Here is a 16391-nt window from a genome sequence, read left to right on the forward strand (position 1 = left end):
CAGGAGAAATTGACTATGAAACCGTGGCGCGTCTTGCTGGCGGGGCTGTCGCTGGCTTTGGTGTCTCCCATGACCTGGGCTGCAGCGGCCATTCAGTCGATCACCAGCAGCCAGCAGGCTGGCTCTGATGTGGTCCGCATTGAGTTGTCCGAGCCCCTGGCTCTGGTGCCGGCAGGCTTTGTCGTGCAGGCACCGCCTCGCATTGCGATCGATTTGCCTGGTGTGACCAGTGCCTTGGGTCGCAACATGGTGGACCTCAATCAAGGCAATCTGCGCACGGTGAATGTGGCACAAGCGGGTGAGCGTACCCGTCTGGTGCTGAACTTGCGCCAGCCCACCACCTACAAGGCCCAGTTGCAGGGCAAAACCTTGATTCTGGTGCTTGACCCATCGCCAGCCTCGACCCCGGCCCCCGTGACCGAGGCCAAGACGGGCACGGCCACCTCGCCGGAGACTGTGCATTTCGCGGAAGCCCGTAATGCGGCGCCTTTGGCACTCAAGGACATCGACTTCCGCCGAGGCCAGGATGGTGCAGGCCGGGTTGTCGTGGACCTGCCTAACAACCAGGTGGGCGTGGACATCAAGCAGCAGGGACAAAACCTGGTGGTCGAGTTTGTGCGCGCCAGTTTGCCTGACCGTCTGAAGCGCCGCTTTGACGTGGCAGACTTTGGCACGCCGGTGCAAACCGTCAGCGCCACGCAGACGGGTGACCGGGTCAAACTGCTGGTGGACGCCCGCGGCGATTGGGAACATTCGGCCTACCAAAGCGACAACCAGTTCGTCCTGGAAGTGCGTCGGCGCAAGGTTGACCCGAACAAACTGACCCAAGGGCCAGGCTATTCGGGCGAGAAACTTTCGCTGAACTTCCAGAACATCGAAGTGCGTGCCTTGCTGCAAGTCATCGCCGACTTCACCAACTTCAACGTGGTGACCAGTGACACCGTCACTGGCAATGTGACCTTGCGCCTGAAAGATGTGCCTTGGGATCAGGCTTTGGACATCATCCTGCAAGCCAAGGGCCTGGGTGTGCGCAAGAGCGGCAATGTGCTGTGGATCGCGCCCAAGGATGAAATCAATGCCAAGGAAAAGCTGGATCTGGAAGCCAAGGCCCAAGTGGCGGCCCTGGAGCCTCTGCGCACTCAATCTTTCCAGCTCAACTACACCAAGGCCGAAGAAATCGCCAAGGGGTTGACGGGGACGCAATCGGGCAGCGGTTCGGGCGGTGGTGGCAATACCACCACCAAGATCCTGTCACCTCGTGGCAGTGTCATTTATGAAACCCGCACCAACCAGATCTTCGTCAATGACATCCCTTCCAAGCTGGAAGAGATTCAGCAGTTGATCAGCAAAATCGACATTCCTGTCCGCCAGGTTCTGATCGAGGCCCGGATTGTGGAAGCCGACGACAGCTTTGGCCGCTCCCTGGGCGTGAAGTTGGGCGGCGGTGCTACTTCCGTTGGACGGGGCGAAATCCAAGGTAACGTTGCTGGTACATACCTTGGCGCCGTGGCAGGTACTACCAGTTCCCAGTTCGTGAACTTGCCTGCATCGTCAGGTTTCGGAACACCTGCCAGCGTGGGCATCTCGCTCTTCAATTCCAGCCTTACCCGCTTCCTGAACCTGGAGTTGTCAGCACTTGAAGCCGATGGCCGTGGGAAAATCGTTTCCAGCCCTCGGGTAATCACGGCAGACCAAGTAAAGGCCTTGATCGAGCAGGGCACTGAGTTGCCATACCAAACGGCAACGTCCAGTGGCGCGACTGCCATCACTTTCCGCAAGGCCAACCTTAAGCTGGAAGTAACGCCTCAAATCACCCCTGAAGGCAGCATCATTCTCGATGTGGATGTCAACAAAGACAGCGTGGGTCAATCGACCGACTTCGGTTTTGCCATTGACACTAAGCACGTGCAAACACAGGTGCTGGTTGAAAACGGCGGTACGGTTGTCATTGGCGGCATCTTCTTGCAGCAAGAGCTCAACAATGAACAAAAAGTGCCTTGGCTGGGTGACATTCCCTACATGGGTGTCTTGTTCAGGAACAGCACGCGCCAATCCAAGCGTTCCGAACTGCTGATCTTCCTGACCCCCAAAGTGGTCTCCGAGAAGGGCGCTTTGCGCTGAGCGAGACCTTTGGATGCCGTGATTGCACTCGTGGGGCTGCCTGGCGGAGGTAAATCAACCGTCGGGCGGCAACTGGCCAAGCGAATCAAGGCTCGCTTCATCGATTCAGACGTGGTGCTGGAAGAGCGGATCGGCATGCCCATCCGCTTGTTTTTTGAGCAACATGGCGAGGCGCTTTTCCGCGACCATGAGGAAGCGGTCATTGATGAGTTGACGAGCCAGGCTGCGGGGGGAGCGGGATCGCCGCTGGTGATCGCCACGGGTGGTGGTGTGGTGCTGCGACCAGCCAACCGCCGACATCTCAAAGAGCGGGCGACCGTGATCTACCTGCGGTCAACACCTGAAGAGTTGTTTCGGCGCTTGAGGCATGACACGCAAAGGCCGCTACTGCAGGTCAAGGACCCGATGGCCAAATTGCGCGAGCTTTATGAGCAGCGGCACCCTCTTTATGAAGAAACCGCGCACCACTGCATTGACACCGGGCGCCCTTCGGTCGGGGCCCTGGTCAGCATGATCATGGTGCAGCTGGGGCTGGCGGAGTTGAGTCCGCCGGAGGCTTGATCCCTCAGCCCAGTTGAAGCTGTTGCAGGTACTGCTTGAGCCAAGGGCCTACTTGGCTGTGCTGCAAGCCCAGTTCGATGTTGGCCTCCAGGAAACCTTCCTTGCTGCCGCAGTCATAGCGCTTGCCCTGGTACTGGTAGGCAAAGACTTTTTCTCGGCGCAGCATGCCCGCGATGCCGTCGGTGAGCTGGATCTCATTGCCCACGCCCCGAGGTTGCGAGCGGATTTGCTCAAAAATGCCTGGTGTCAAGATGTAGCGACCGGCCACGCCCAGGCGTGAAGGCGCTTGATCAGGACTTGGCTTTTCAACGATGCGCGACACATCCATCAGGTGCGGGTTGACCTGGGTGCCCGCCACGATGCCGTAGCGCTTGGTCTGCTCTTGAGGAACTTCCTGCACAGCCAGGATGGACGAACGCCATTGCTCGAATTGCTCGACCATCTGGCGCAGCACGGGAGTGTCGCCCACCATCAAGTCGTCGGCCAGCAGCACCGCAAAGGGTTCGCCCCGCACCAGGCGCTCGCCGCACAGCACCGCGTGCCCCAGTCCCAGGCTTTTGGGTTGGCGCACGAAGACGCACTCCATGTCGGCAGGTTTGATGGACTGCACGACGTTCAGGAGCTCATGCTTGCCAGCTTGCTCCAGCTCATATTCCAGTTCAAACGCGGTGTCGAAATGGTCTTCGATCGGGCGTTTGTGCCGCCCGGTCACGAAGATCATCTCGCGGATGCCAGCCTCATAGGCTTCTTCCACCGCGTACTGGATCAGTGGTTTGTCCACCACGGGCAGCATTTCCTTGGGCTGCGCCTTGGTGGCGGGCAGGAACCGGGTGCCCAGTCCGGCGACCGGGAAAATGGCCTTGGTGATTTGCATTTCTTGGATTCCTCAGTGCAGCGCTCAATGTTGTCAGCCATGGAGCCTTTTGCACATGGATAGTTCCCTCACCCAGGGGATCACCCTAGTCGTTGGAACTGCTCACGCACTCTTTCCAGGGTGGCGGTGAAATCGGCCAGGCGTTGCTTTTCCTGTTCGACCACGGCGGCGGGCGCACGGGCCACGAAGCTTTCATTGCCCAATTTGCCGTGGACCTTGGCAATTTCGCCCTCCAGGCGCTGGATTTCCTTGTCCAGGCGTTTGCGCTCGGCTTCCAGGTCGATCTCGACATGGAGTGCCAGGCGGGTTTCGCCCTGAACCGCCACTGGGGCCAGGCTGGTCGCTTCCGTGAACGCGGCCTCGTCCAGCACCTTGACCTCGCTGAGCTTGGCCAGGGCCTTGATCAGCGGTGCGGCCTGGGTGACGAAGGCGGTGTCGCCCACGGTCAGCAAGGGCACTCGCTCGGCAGGTGACAGGCTCATTTCGCTGCGCAGGTTGCGGCAGGCACCTACCAGGGCCTTGAGCTTGGCCACCCAGGCGTCGGACTCGGGGTCGATGCGGCCAAGGTCGGGCTTGGGGTAGGGGGCCAGCACGATGGATTCGTCGGAGCCAGCGCTTTTGCGGCCCGCCACGGGGGCCACGGTTTGCCACAGCTCTTCGGTGATGAATGGCGTGATGGGGTGCATCAGGCGCAAGATGGTTTCCAGCACGCGAATCAAGGTGCGGCGTGTGGCGCGTTGTTGCGCCTCGTTGCCGGTGTCCTTGGCGGCGTTGAGTTGCGCCTTGGCGATCTCGATGTACCAGTCGCAGTACTCGTCCCAGACGAATTGGTAGAGTGCGGTGGCGACGTTGTCCAGGCGGAAGTCGGCGAAAGCTTGCTCGACGGTGGCTTCCAGGCGCTGCAACTCGCTGACGATCCAACGGTCGGCCGGGCTGAAGTCCAGGTAACCGTTGGCCGCGCACTGGCCGGGCTCGTGCTTGACGAGACCGCAGTCCTGGCCTTCGCAGTTCATCAGCACGAACTTGGTGGCGTTCCAGAGCTTGTTGCAAAAATTGCGGTAACCCTCGCAGCGCTTGCTGTCGAAGTTGATGCTGCGGCCCAGGCTGGCCAGGGCGGCGAAGGTGAAACGCAGGGCATCCGCGCCGTAGCCGGGAATGCCGTCCGGGAACTCCTTCTCGGTGTTCTTGCGGACCTTGGGCGCAGTTTCAGGCTTGCGCAGGCCGGTGGTGCGCTTGTCCAGCAAGGGCGCCAGCTCGATGCCGTCGATCAGGTCGACCGGGTCCAGCACATTGCCTTCGGATTTGGACATTTTCTGGCCCTGCGCATCGCGCACCAGGCCGTGGATGTAAACGTGCTTGAACGGCACCTTGCCGGTGAAGTGCTTGGTCATCATGATCATCCGGGCGACCCAGAAGAAGATGATGTCGTAGCCGGTGACCAGCACGCTGGAGGGCAGGAACAGGTCCTGTTCGACGGTCTTTTCAGGCCAGCCCAGGGTCGAGAAGGGCACCAGGGCCGATGAATACCAGGTGTCGAGCACGTCTTCGTCACGCGTGAGGCTGCCGGTATAGCCGGCGGCTGCGGCCTTGGCCTTGGCTTCGGCATCGGTGTGGGCGACGAAGATCTCGCCGTTGTTGCCGTACCAGGCCGGGATCTGGTGGCCCCACCACAGCTGGCGGCTGATGCACCAGTCCTGGATGTTGTTCATCCACTGGTTGTAGGTGTTGACCCACTGCTCGGGCACGAACTTGACCTCGCCGCTTTCGACGACGTCAATGGCCTTTTGAGCGATGCTCTGACCAGGCTGGCCATCGACCGAGGGGCCGGCCTTGTTCATGGCCACGAACCACTGGTTCGTCAGCATGGGCTCGATGATCTGGCCGGTGCGGGTGCAGCGCGGCACCATCAGCTTGTGCTTCTTGACTTCGACCAGCAGGCCTTGCGCTTCCAGATCGGCGACGATTTCCTTGCGGGCCACGAAGCGGTCCATGCCGCGGTAGGCGGCGGGGGCTTCGTCGTTCACCTTCGCGTCCAGCGTGAAGATGGTGATCATGGGCAGGCCGTGGCGCTGGCCGACCGCGTAGTCGTTGTTGTCGTGCGCAGGCGTGACCTTGACCACGCCGGTGCCGAAGTCCTTGTCGACGTAGTCGTCGGCGATGATGGGCACCAGGCGGCCGCTCAGCGGCAGCTTGACGTTCTTGCCGATCAGGGCCTGGTAGCGCTCGTCCTCGGGGTGCACCATGACGGCGGTGTCGCCCAGCATGGTCTCAGGGCGGGTGGTGGCCACCACCAGCGAGGTGCTGCCATCTTCCAGTGGATAGCGGATGTGCCACATCGAGCCTTCTTCTTCCTCGCTTTCAACTTCGAGGTCGGACACGGCGGACTTAAGCACCGGGTCCCAGTTGACCAGGCGCTTGCCCCGGTAGATCAGCCCCTGCTCGAACAGCGTGACGAAGGTTTGCGTGACGATCTTGGACAGCTTCTCGTCCATGGTGAAGTATTCGTGCTCCCAGCTGACGCTGGCGCCCATGCGGCGCATCTGGCGCGTGATGGTGGTGCCGCTTTCTTCCTTCCATTCCCAGATGCGGGCGACGAAGTTCTTGCGGCCCAGCAGGTGGCGGGTCAGCTTTTGCTCTTGCAACTGGCGCTCCACCACGATCTGGGTGGCGATGCCGGCGTGGTCGGTGCCGGGCACCCACAGCGTGTTGTGCCCCAGCATGCGGTGGTAACGCGTCAACGAGTCCATGATGGTCTGGTTGAAGGCGTGGCCCATGTGCAGCGTGCCGGTCACATTGGGCGGCGGCAGCTGGATCGAGAACGAAGGCTTGCTCGGATCCAGGGTGGGCGTGTACAGGCCGCGTTGCTCCCACAGCGGGCCCCATTGGGCTTCAATCGGAGCGGGGTCGAAGGATTTGGCAAGTTCGGTCATGGTGGGAGTGTGCTGTGCGCGGAAAAGCCCGGCGGTCTTGGCATTGCCCCGATTTTAGTTGGGCGGGCGGCTTTTTCAGCGGGCAAGCCAATTGCTGGTAAATCCTGCGCTGGATCAAGGTCATTGCTGCCCCGCGCGGTCCATCGGCTTGTAAGCGGCGCTCAATGGTCCTACGATGGAATCAATGGCTGAATGGCTGAAACTCAGAAGGAGTTCAAATGTACGAGCACTTACTGGTACCGGTGGATGACAGCGAGCTGTCCGACAAGGCGATTGAAACCAGCGTGGGCTTGGCCAAACTGCTGGGCGCGTCGATCACCGGCTTCACCGTCGAGCCACCCTTGCCGCCCATGGTGATGGAGCAGGTGGCCATCGCTTACACGGCGGCCACCATCCAGGACCACCAGGCCAGTCGCGAGGCACATGCCCGCAAGGTGCTGAAGCGCTTCGCGGACCGGGCGGTGGAGGCGGGCGTTCACTTTGACGGCCAGTTCATGGTGACCGAAGGCATCCAGCAAGCCATCGTGGATTTGGCCGAGCGGCAGAAATGCGATTTGATCGTGATGGCTTCCCATGGGCGCCATGGCTTCGATGCGCTGATCCACGGGTCGCTGACCAAGAGCGTGTTGTCTCACAGCAAGCTGCCCTTGCTGATCATCCATTGATCAATTGATTGATTAACTCCAGGAGAAAGCAATGTCCGAACTGAGCGCTGCCCAAAAAGACAAATTGATGGCCGACCTGAAAGCGGTGCTGGTCGACGCCGAAGCCTTGTTGGCTGCCACGGCCCACGACGCGAGTGCGGGTGTGGTCGAGTTGCGCGCCAAGGCGCAAGCCACCTTGGCACGGGCCAAGGATGGGTTGCTGGATGCCCAGGGCGCGGTGATCGACAAGGCCAAGGCCGCGGCCAAAGCCACGGACGGTTATGTCCATGAAAACCCATGGAAGTCGGTGGGTGTGGCGGCGGGGGTGGGTTTGCTGCTGGGCATGCTGATTGGTCGGCGCTGACCTGGCCTGGGGACGGGCCTGATGGCTGCTGAATCGACCACGCCTTCAGCCGGTGGTTTGCTGTCGTCCTTGCGAGGTTTGCTGGCCACCTTGTTGGCCATTTTTCAAACCCGGCTGGAGCTGTTGGCCACCGAGTTGGAAGAAGAGAAACTGCGCCTGCTCAAGGTGTTGGCGTGGGGCGCGGTGGCGCTGTTGCTGGGTGGCATGGGCCTGCTGTTCGTGGCGGCCTTCATCACGGTCTTGTTTTGGGATGAGCACCGCTTGCTGGCGCTGGGCTTGATGGGGGTGTTTTTCATCCTGGCTTGCGCGTTGGCGATGTGGCGCGCGAACGCCCATTGGCAGGCCTCAACGGGTTTGCTGAGTGCCACCTTGGCCGAGCTGGACCAGGATCGACAAGCGCTGATGTCGCCCGGGCAGGTCAAGCCGCAGGATGCTGAGGCGCCATGACCGCGCCACGTCTGCACCAGCTGGCGCTCAAGAAACAGCTTTTGCAGCAGCGCAGTGAGGCGTTGCGCAACAGCTTGGCGCTTCAATCTTCCACCACTTTGGCCCCGGCTTTTGGGGTGGTGGACCGTGTCCACCAAGGCGGACGTTGGCTGGCGGCGCACCCGGCCTGGGTGGCGGGTGCGGCGGGTCTGGTGGCCTGGTGGTTGTTTCGGCGGCGCCCCAAAGTCCCATCCAAAGGGACATGGGCCTGGGGCAGCCGGGTGTGGTGGCTTTGGCGGACCTGGCGCCAACTTCAGCCGTTGTTGGTGGGCAAGGCAAACACATAGCTGGCGGCGCAGATCGCCAGCAGCATGAGGGTGGCCACCAGGCTCCAGCGCCAGCTCTGACGGTTCTTCGCGAAGGATGCAGCGGGCGTGAGGTTCTGCTGTGCTTGCCAGGCATCCCAGGCCAGGCGGTCTGCTGCTCGCAAAGTGCCACCGCCCGGCAATTGGATGATGCACGCCCCCGGCTCATCCGTTTGATCGGGCCATTGCACCTGGTGGATGGGAATTTGCCGCAAGATGCCGTGGCCGGCCAACTCAAGCATGCCTTGGGATACCCAGATGCTCACGGCTTGGGCCTGGTCGCTTCGGCCATCGTGGTAGTCCACGGTCAATCGGGTGGGGTCGGTGTGGGGCGTGTTCATGGGTGGGCAACCCAGGCTTGAGCCATGAATGCAGACGAGCCCGAAAGCAGTGATGCTCCAGGCGAGAAGGTGGCCGACATGTTATTTCCCTGAGCTGTGGCGGATGCCGCCTACAATTTTTAGATGATTTCAAATTCGTCTGACCCAGGATTCTTTCCCCAAACCGGCCCTCAGGGCAATTCCCCCTTGTTGGTGGGTCTCAACGCCGAGCAACTGGCGGCCGTGACCGCGCCTCCCGGACCACTGCTGATTCTGGCGGGGGCCGGCTCGGGCAAGACGCGGGTGCTGACCACGCGCATCGCCTGGTTGATGCAAACCGGGCAGGTGTCGCCCGCTGGCGTCCTGGCCGTGACCTTCACCAACAAAGCCGCCAAGGAAATGCTGACGCGCTTGTCGGCGATGCTGCCCATCAACACGCGGGGTCTGTGGATTGGCACCTTCCACGGGCTGTGCAATCGCTTCCTGCGGGCGCACCACAAATTGGCGGGTTTGCCGCAATCTTTCCAGATCCTGGACACGCAAGACCAGCTGTCGGCCGTCAAGCGCATCATCAAGGGGCTGAAGTTCGACGAAGAGAAGTGCATCCCCAAGCAGACCAGCTACTTCATCGCCAACGCGAAGGACGATGGCAAACGCCCCAAGGACATCACGCCGCGCGATGAGGTGGGGCGCATGCAACTGGAGGTCTACCAGGCCTATGAGGATCAATGCCAGCGCGAGGGCGTGGTCGACTTCGCCGAGCTGATGCTGCGCACGTATGAACTGATGCGCGACCACGGCGAGTTGCGCGACCATTACCAGCGCCGCTTCAAGCACATCCTGGTCGATGAGTTCCAGGACACCAACCGCTTGCAGTACGCCTGGTTGAAGATGTTCGCCGGACGGCCTGAAGAGACGGGCAACAGCGTGTTCGCGGTGGGCGATGACGACCAGAGCATCTACGCTTTCCGGGGTGCGCAGGTGGGCAACATGGCGGACTTCGAGCGCGAGTTCCGCGTGCCTCGGGTCATCAAGCTGGAGCAGAACTACCGCAGCTTCGGGCACATCCTGGACGCGGCCAACAAGCTGATCTCAACCAACACGCGCCGCCTGGGCAAGAACCTGCGCACGGATGCTGGCGTGGGCGAACCCATTCGCATCTACGAGGCCAGCAGCGACTATGCCGAAGCCCAGTGGCTGGTGGACGAAGCCCGACTGATGGTGCGAGAAGGCCATGCCTTGAAAGAGCTCGCGGTGCTGTACCGCAGCAATGCGCAATCACGCGTGATCGAGTCGGCGTTGTTCAATGCCAGCGTTCCTTACAAGGTGTACGGCGGCCTGCGCTTTTTTGAGCGTGCTGAAGTCAAGCACGCGCTGGCCTACCTGCGTTTGTTGGAGAACCCGAACGACGACACCAGCTACCTGCGCGTGGTCAACTTCCCGGCGCGCGGCATTGGCGCGCGCACGCTGGAGGTGCTGCAGGACACCGCTCGTGGCAGTGCCCGCAGCCTGTGGCAAAGCGTGACGGCGGTGCCGGGCAAGGCGGGGGGCAATCTGCAAGCCTTCAACGCCTTGATCGATGCCATGCGTGCCGCGACCCAAGGGCTGACTTTGCGCGAGATCATCGAACACGTGGTCGAGGCCAGCGGCTTGGCAGATTTCTATCGGCTGGAGAAAGAAGGTCAGGAGCGCCTGGAGAATCTGGCCGAACTGGTGAATGCCGCCGAAGCCTTCGTGACGCTGGAAGGCTTTGGCAAGGACGCTGTGGGTTTGCCGGTGGACGAGTTGCCCGGCACGATTGCCGAGGGCTTGCCCCGCGCCGTGGCATTGGTCGAGACCTTGCCCGATGCCGAGACCGGCGAGATCATCTCGCCCCTGGTCGCTTTCCTGACCCACGCGGCCTTGGAGGCGGGTGACAACCAGGCGCAAGCGGGGCAGGATGCGGTGCAGTTGATGAGCATCCACGCGGCCAAGGGCCTGGAGTTCGACAGCGTGTTCATCACGGGCCTGGAAGAGGGCTTGTTCCCGCACGAGAACTCGATGACCGACACAGACGGCCTGGAAGAAGAGCGCCGCCTGATGTACGTGGCCATCACGCGCGCTCGAAGGCGCTTGCACATCAGCTTCAGCCAGACGCGCATGCTGCATGGCCAGACCCGCTACAACATCAAGAGCCGTTTCCTGGATGAGTTGCCGGAAGAATCCTTGAAGTGGCTGACGCCGCGCAACCAGGGCTTTGGTTCCGGCTATGCCAAGTCATACCAGGAGGCCTGGAGCAGTGGCAAGGGCATGGGGTCGGTGGTGGGCGCGGGCGCGCAGCCTTATCGATCTGGTGGCAGCTACTACGGCGCCAAGAAGGAAGACGACTTCAAGGACCTGACCGCACCTTTGCCCAACAAGATGGCCCAAGCCAAGAGCGAGGGCGGCTTCCGGTCAGGCCAGAGCGTGTTCCACAACAAGTTTGGCGAAGGCGTGGTGCTGACCCTGGAAGGCAATGGTGCCGATGCCCGGGTTCAGGTCAACTTTGGCCGCCATGGCACCAAGTGGTTGATGCTGAGCATGGCCAAGCTGACCCCGATCGAGTGACCGAAGAAGGCCTCAGACCAGGCCGTTGCGGATGGCGTAGACCGTGAGCTCGGAGTTGTTGGCCAGGCCCAGCTTCTCCAGCACGCGGGCGCGGTAGACGCTGACAGTCTTGGGGCTGAGCAGCAATTGCTCGGCGATGTCCGACAGCTTCTTGCCCGAGGCGATCATCACCAGGGTTTGCAGCTCGCGGTCAGACAGTTTTTGATGCGCGTCTTCAGGCGCGGGCGTGGTCAGGTTGTCGACCAGCATCTGCGCCATCTCGGGCGTCACGTATTTCTTGCCCTGCGACACGGTGCGCACGGCGGCCACGATCTGGGCGGCGTCGCTGCCCTTGTTGAGGTAGCCCGCAGCACCGGCCTTCAGGGCACGCATGGCGTACTGGTCTTCGGGGTACATGGACACGACCAGCACCTTCAAGGTGGTGCCTTCTTCCTTCAGCACATGCAGCACGTCCAGGCCGCTGCGGCCGGGCAGGTTGATGTCCAGCACCAGCACATCGCAGGACTTCGAGCGCAGCAATTCGCGCAGTTCGCCATAGTCGCCCGCCTCGCCAACGACGTCGATGTCGTCTGCATCGGCCAGCGTGTCGCGGATGCCTCGACGGATCAAGGCGTGGTCGTCACACAGAATCACTTTGATCATTGGGTACCCCATGCGGTGGGGTCGTCAGGGTCGCCTTCGGTACCGACGGTATCGATGCTCAATTCTGGCGCAATTGCATCCAGGAAACCGTTTTCGGGGCCAGACAAGGGGACGGACAGAATCAAGGTTGTGCCATTGGCACCACTGCTGATGTCCACCCAGCCACCCACGGTTTCGGCGCGCTCGTGCAGACCTCGGATGCCGAAGGACTTGGCCTTGGCCAGGTCGTCGGGGCTCAAGCCTCGGCCGTTGTCGCTCACTTCCAGCGACAGCACGCCGCCGGCCTGGGCCAGGTCCACACTGACGCGGCTGGCTTGCGCGTGTTTGGACACGTTGGTGAGCGACTCCTGTGCGAAGCGGTAAGCCACCAGCGGCACGCCAGCCGACAGCACCATCTGTTCATGGCTGGTGCGAAATTCGGTGGCGATGCCGGTGCGCTTGGCGAACCGGTCGCTCATCCACTGCAGGGCGGCCACCAGGCCTTGCTCAAGGATGGCGGGCCGCAGGTTGTGCATGATGCGCTGCGTGGCCTCGTGGGCCATGGTGACGGCCTCCATGGCCTGCTGGGCGTGCTCGGCGATGTCGGGCGTGGTGGCATGCCGCGCGATCCAGGCGAGGTCGAACTTGACGGCGGTGAGCGCGCCGCCCACGTCGTCATGGATTTCGCGGGCAATGGCCGCGCGTTCCTGCTCGATGGTGGTCTGCAAATGCTGGGCGAGTTCGCGGATTTGCTGGCGTGAGCGGGTCAGGGCCAGGTCGGCGTACTGTTTCGCGATGCGGGTGCGGTTGGCCTCGATGGCCAGCAGCGCGGCCGGGGCCAGGCGCGCCAGGTTGCTTTTGAGCAGGTAGTCGTTGGCGCCGTTGCGCATCGCTTGCACAGCGATGTCTTCGCCGATTTCGCCAGATACCAGGATGAAGGGCACCAGCTTGCCCAGCGAGCGCACCTTGTCCAGGGCGGCCAGGCCAGAGTAGCCGGGCAGGTTGTAGTCGGACAGGATCAAGTCCCATTCCTGTTCCAGGGCTTCGGACAGGCTGGCCTCGTTTTCGACGCGCAAAACCTCGGCCAGGATGCCGCCCCGGCGCAGGTGAATCATCACCAGGTCATGGTCGGGCTCGCTGTCTTCCAGGTGCAGGACCCTGAGGCGAACGGGCGATTCGCTGGTCGCGTGGGCGGGTGCCGCAGGCGGCCGTGGAAAGGAAGGGGGCGTGAAATGGTCGGACACAGGGGGCCTTCAATCCTTCGATTTGCGCCAAGTTTTCCCGCGTCATTGTGACTACTCGGCGGCCGAATAAGTGAAAAATTCTAACAATCGCGCAAGTCCCGCGCATTTCCTGCCGATATAGGGAATGACCTCGGTGCGACATGCGCACCGACATGCCAGTCCCGCAGTTTGGGGCCCCGAAACCAGGTTCAGTGGAGTCACGGATGCTGACCAACGAAGAAGGCGAAGTGAGCGCCCCACCCGCAGAGATGTCTCTGTTGGCCGCGGCTGCTTTGCAAGACCACCTGATGACGGCGGCCAATGACCTGGAGCGGCTTCAGCGTTTGCTGGACGATGCCTGCGGCGCCCTGATCGACGGCTTTCACGGCGCGGCCAGCCAATTGGGCGCAGTGATCGACCAGGGCGGCAAAGAGCTGCCCCCGGCCTTGCAGGAAACCCTGCAGACGCTTTACCGCACGGTGACAGCGCTGCAATTCCAGGACATGGCCACTCAATTGATCGTTCACACCAACCGGCGCCTTCGCAGTTGCGCCGACCAGATTGCCAGGGATGCCATGGGCGATGACCCCGATGGTGAAGCGATCGTGGACGAAGGCCCCCTCAAACCCAATCCCGTGACCCAGGACGAAATGGACGCTGGGTCTGTGGAGTTGTTCTAAAGATTCTGTCTCATCTGCCGAAATACCGATCGTCGTTGATTGGCTTTTTTGGCCCCCTGACCTGTTTTGTTTTTATTCAAGCCCCCCCGGAGAGCGACATGCATTCAATCCTTGCCGTCGACGATTCAGCCTCAATGCGGCAGATGGTTTCTTTCACGCTCAAGAGCGCCGGTTACAACGTCATCGAAGCCGTTGACGGCCAGGACGCCTGGGAAAAAGCGGGGGGCCGCAGTTTTGACCTCGTGCTGACCGACCAGAACATGCCCCGCATGGATGGCATCAGCCTGACCAAGAAGTTGCGCGAGAACCCGCAGTTCAAGGCCACGCCCATCCTGATCCTGACGACCGAGTCCAGCGACCAGATGAAGATGGCCGGGCGTTCGGCAGGTGCCACGGGCTGGCTGGTCAAGCCTTTTGACCCCAACAAATTGCTGGAAGTCATCAAGAAGGTGATTCGCTGAGGCGAGTCGGCCAAGCATTGATTGACGCAGTGATCACGCACAAGACATTCAGGAGCCGGACATGGCAGAGATGAACACCGACAACAGCCAATCCGCAGGGATTGACCTTAGCCAGTTTTACCAAGTCTTCTTTGAAGAAGCCGGTGAGAACCTGGACAACATGGAGCAGCTCCTGCTCGGCCTGGACATCACCCAGGCGGATGACGAAGAACTGAACGCCATCTTCCGCTGCGCGCATTCGATCAAGGGCGGCGCGGCCACCTTTGGCTTCAGCGATGTGGCCGAGTTGACCCACCAGATGGAGACGCTGCTGGACAAGCTGCGCCGCCACGAGCTGGCTCCCAATGCGAGCATGGTGGATGTGCTGCTGGCCTCGGGCGATGCGCTCAAGGCCCAGTTGGCGCGCCACCAGGGCAATGGTGGGGATGCGATCGACACCACTGAATTGCTGTTCAACGTTCGTGCGCTGGTGGCTGGCGAGGCGCCCGTGGCCATCGCGGCCGCGCCGGTCGTGGCCGCGCAGCCCGCCGCGTCCGTGGCCGCAGCACCCGCCGCCAAGGGCAAGCGCCTGGTCGAGCTGCGCGTCGGACCTTTGAGCAATCTGGCTCAGGCCGATGAACTGCGCGATCTGTTCAAGGAAATCGAAGGCCTGGGCACGATCGAAGATCTGCCCAGCCTGCCCGACCAGGCCAACACCCGCCGCTTCAAGTTGGAGACGGCGTCGGCCGAGTCGGACCTCCTGGACCTGTTCACCTTCCACGTGTCGCGCGAAGAAGTTGTCTTCCTGCCCTGGAGTGAAGGTGGTGTGGAGGTTGATCCTGACAAAGGCCTGTTCGAGGGAGGCCCTGCGGCCGCTCACGAAGAGCCTGGCTACGGATTTTTTGACAATGCACCTGGCGCCCCCACAGGCCGCGCCGTGGCGGTGTCTGCCGCTTCTGCCGAGGTGGCGACTGCATCTTCAGCGGCGGCCAAGCCCGCTGCCAAAGCCGACAAGCCTGCCGCCGGTGGCCTGGAGTCCTCCACCATCCGCGTGTCGGTCGAGAAGGTCGATCAACTCATCAACCTGGTTGGCGAGCTGGTGATCACGCAAGCCATGCTGGCGCAAAACAGCCGTGGCCTGGACCCGGTGCTCTACCAGCAACTGGTCAGCGGCCTGACCGACCTGGACCGCAATACCCGCGATTTGCAGGAAGCAGTCATGTCGATCCGGATGATTCCGATGTCGACTGTGTTCAGCCGCTTCCCGCGCATGCTGCGCGACCTGGCCAACAAGCTGGGCAAGAAGGTCGAGCTGGTCATGCAAGGTGAATCCACCGAGCTGGACAAGGGCCTGGTCGAGAAGATCACCGACCCCCTGACCCACCTGGTGCGCAACTCCTGCGACCACGGCGTGGAAATGCCCGCCGACCGCATCGCCAAGGGCAAGCCGGAAGTGGGCACCATCACCCTGGCCGCATCGCACCAAGGCGGCTCGATCGTCATTGAAGTTCGTGACGATGGCCGTGGCCTGAACCGCGAAAAACTGATCAGCAAGGCGCGCGAGAAAGGCATCGACGCGCCGGACACCATGTCCGACAGCGACTGCTGGAACCTCATCTTTGCGCCAGGCTTCTCAACCGCCGACGAAGTCACCGACGTGTCGGGCCGAGGCGTGGGCATGGACGTGGTCAAGCGCAACATCACCTCGCTGGGGGGCACGGTGGAGATCGACTCCGCCGAAGGCTACGGCATGCGCGTCTCGGTGCGTCTGCCGCTGACCCTGGCCATCATGGACGGCATGAGCGTGGGCGTGGGCGAAGAGGTCTACATCCTGCCGCTGTCGTCGGTGGTGGAAAGCTTCCAGGTCAACGAAGAGATGGTCAAGACCATCGGCGGCTCGGGTCGCGTGGTCGAGGTGCGCGAGGAGTACATGCCGGTGATCGAGCTGGAGAAGGTCTTTGGCGTGCCGCGATTCGACTGGGAACACACCAGCGGGATCATGGTCGTGGTGGAAGCCGAAGGCGGGCGCGTGGCGCTGCTGGTGGACGAACTGCTGGGCCAACAGCAAGTGGTCGTCAAGAACCTGGAAAGCAACTACCGCAAAGTCAATGATGTCTCGGGGGCCACCATCATGGGTGATGGCCGCGTGGCGTTGATTCTGGACGTGGGCAGCCTGGTGCGTCGTTCGCGCCATTGATCCGACTCACCCGCAAGCAATAGATACCTTGGAGAACAA

General features: G+C 61.9%; 15 protein-coding genes. 10 read left to right on the top strand and 5 right to left on the bottom strand.

Going from position 1 to position 16391, the window contains the following annotated elements; all coding sequences use genetic code 11:
• Nucleotides 1–15 precede the first annotated feature (15 nt).
• Both pilQ and Q7V20_RS22570 read left to right on the top strand, forming a co-directional pair.
• Nucleotides 16–2121 carry a type IV pilus secretin PilQ gene (pilQ, locus tag Q7V20_RS22565; RefSeq protein ID WP_304796139.1) on the top strand — a complete coding sequence of 702 codons (2106 nt, stop codon included), beginning with the start codon at nucleotides 16–18 and terminating at the stop codon, nucleotides 2119–2121.
• A 30-nt stretch (nucleotides 2122–2151) separates the two neighbouring features.
• The gene (locus Q7V20_RS22570; protein WP_304796224.1) at nucleotides 2152–2682 is read left to right on the top strand and encodes a shikimate kinase; all 531 of its coding nucleotides are present in this window, start codon (nucleotides 2152–2154) and stop codon (nucleotides 2680–2682) included.
• Between the two features lie 4 nt (nucleotides 2683–2686).
• Here Q7V20_RS22570 and galU read toward each other — a convergent pair whose 3' ends face one another.
• Nucleotides 2687–3556: a UTP--glucose-1-phosphate uridylyltransferase GalU gene (gene galU / locus Q7V20_RS22575; RefSeq protein WP_304796141.1), complete on the bottom strand. Its 870-nt coding sequence runs from the start codon at nucleotides 3554–3556 to the stop codon at nucleotides 2687–2689.
• 80 nt (nucleotides 3557–3636) lie between these two features.
• The gene (locus Q7V20_RS22580) at nucleotides 3637–6486 is read right to left on the bottom strand and encodes a valine--tRNA ligase (protein WP_304796143.1); all 2850 of its coding nucleotides are present in this window, start codon (nucleotides 6484–6486) and stop codon (nucleotides 3637–3639) included.
• Between the two features lie 218 nt (nucleotides 6487–6704).
• Between Q7V20_RS22580 and Q7V20_RS22585 the strand changes: the two genes are divergently transcribed.
• Genes Q7V20_RS22585 through Q7V20_RS22600 form a run of 4 tightly spaced genes read left to right on the top strand, consistent with a single transcriptional unit; the run spans nucleotide 6705 to nucleotide 8267 of the window.
• Nucleotides 6705–7151: a universal stress protein gene (locus tag Q7V20_RS22585; protein ID WP_304796145.1), complete on the top strand. Its 447-nt coding sequence runs from the start codon at nucleotides 6705–6707 to the stop codon at nucleotides 7149–7151.
• Nucleotides 7152–7191: 40 nt separating this feature from the next.
• Nucleotides 7192–7494, top strand: coding sequence for a YqjD family protein (locus Q7V20_RS22590; RefSeq protein ID WP_290662120.1), 303 nt, complete (start codon nucleotides 7192–7194; stop codon nucleotides 7492–7494).
• 21 nt (nucleotides 7495–7515) lie between these two features.
• Nucleotides 7516–7941, top strand: coding sequence for a phage holin family protein (locus tag Q7V20_RS22595; protein ID WP_304796146.1), 426 nt, complete (start codon nucleotides 7516–7518; stop codon nucleotides 7939–7941).
• Complete coding sequence (locus Q7V20_RS22600; protein ID WP_304796148.1) at nucleotides 7938–8267, top strand: YqjK family protein; 330 nt, start codon at nucleotides 7938–7940, stop codon at nucleotides 8265–8267. Before Q7V20_RS22595 ends, Q7V20_RS22600 begins: the two co-directional genes overlap by 4 nt.
• Here Q7V20_RS22600 and Q7V20_RS22605 read toward each other — a convergent pair.
• A complete protein-coding gene (locus tag Q7V20_RS22605) occupies nucleotides 8234–8626 on the bottom strand; it encodes a hypothetical protein (RefSeq protein ID WP_304796150.1) in 393 nt (130 codons plus the stop codon). The genes Q7V20_RS22600 and Q7V20_RS22605 overlap by 34 nt on opposite strands.
• A gap of 123 nt (nucleotides 8627–8749) precedes the next feature.
• Here Q7V20_RS22605 and Q7V20_RS22610 point away from each other — a divergent pair, with 123 nt between their 5' ends.
• Nucleotides 8750–11191 carry a UvrD-helicase domain-containing protein gene (locus Q7V20_RS22610; RefSeq protein WP_304796152.1) on the top strand — a complete coding sequence of 814 codons (2442 nt, stop codon included), beginning with the start codon at nucleotides 8750–8752 and terminating at the stop codon, nucleotides 11189–11191.
• Nucleotides 11192–11203: 12 nt separating this feature from the next.
• Here Q7V20_RS22610 and Q7V20_RS22615 read toward each other — a convergent pair whose 3' ends face one another.
• Complete coding sequence (locus Q7V20_RS22615) at nucleotides 11204–11833, bottom strand: response regulator transcription factor (protein ID WP_304796154.1); 630 nt, start codon at nucleotides 11831–11833, stop codon at nucleotides 11204–11206.
• The gene (locus tag Q7V20_RS22620) at nucleotides 11830–13056 is read right to left on the bottom strand and encodes a response regulator (RefSeq protein WP_304796156.1); all 1227 of its coding nucleotides are present in this window, start codon (nucleotides 13054–13056) and stop codon (nucleotides 11830–11832) included. The genes Q7V20_RS22615 and Q7V20_RS22620 overlap by 4 nt, the downstream gene beginning before the upstream one ends.
• A 203-nt stretch (nucleotides 13057–13259) precedes the next feature.
• Here Q7V20_RS22620 and Q7V20_RS22625 point away from each other — a divergent pair, with 203 nt between their 5' ends.
• From Q7V20_RS22625 to Q7V20_RS22635, 3 genes are all read left to right on the top strand, one after another.
• Nucleotides 13260–13715 (top strand): hypothetical protein, encoded by a 456-nt coding sequence (locus Q7V20_RS22625; protein WP_304796158.1) that lies wholly within the window; start codon nucleotides 13260–13262, stop codon nucleotides 13713–13715.
• Between the two features lie 98 nt (nucleotides 13716–13813).
• The gene (locus tag Q7V20_RS22630; protein ID WP_230181929.1) at nucleotides 13814–14176 is read left to right on the top strand and encodes a response regulator; all 363 of its coding nucleotides are present in this window, start codon (nucleotides 13814–13816) and stop codon (nucleotides 14174–14176) included.
• 61 nt (nucleotides 14177–14237) lie between these two features.
• Nucleotides 14238–16352: a chemotaxis protein CheA gene (locus Q7V20_RS22635; RefSeq protein ID WP_304796160.1), complete on the top strand. Its 2115-nt coding sequence runs from the start codon at nucleotides 14238–14240 to the stop codon at nucleotides 16350–16352.
• Nucleotides 16353–16391: the final 39 nt, after the last annotated feature.

Source organism: Aquabacterium sp., from assembly GCF_030652515.1.
Lineage (GTDB): Bacteria > Pseudomonadota > Gammaproteobacteria > Burkholderiales > Burkholderiaceae_C > Aquabacterium.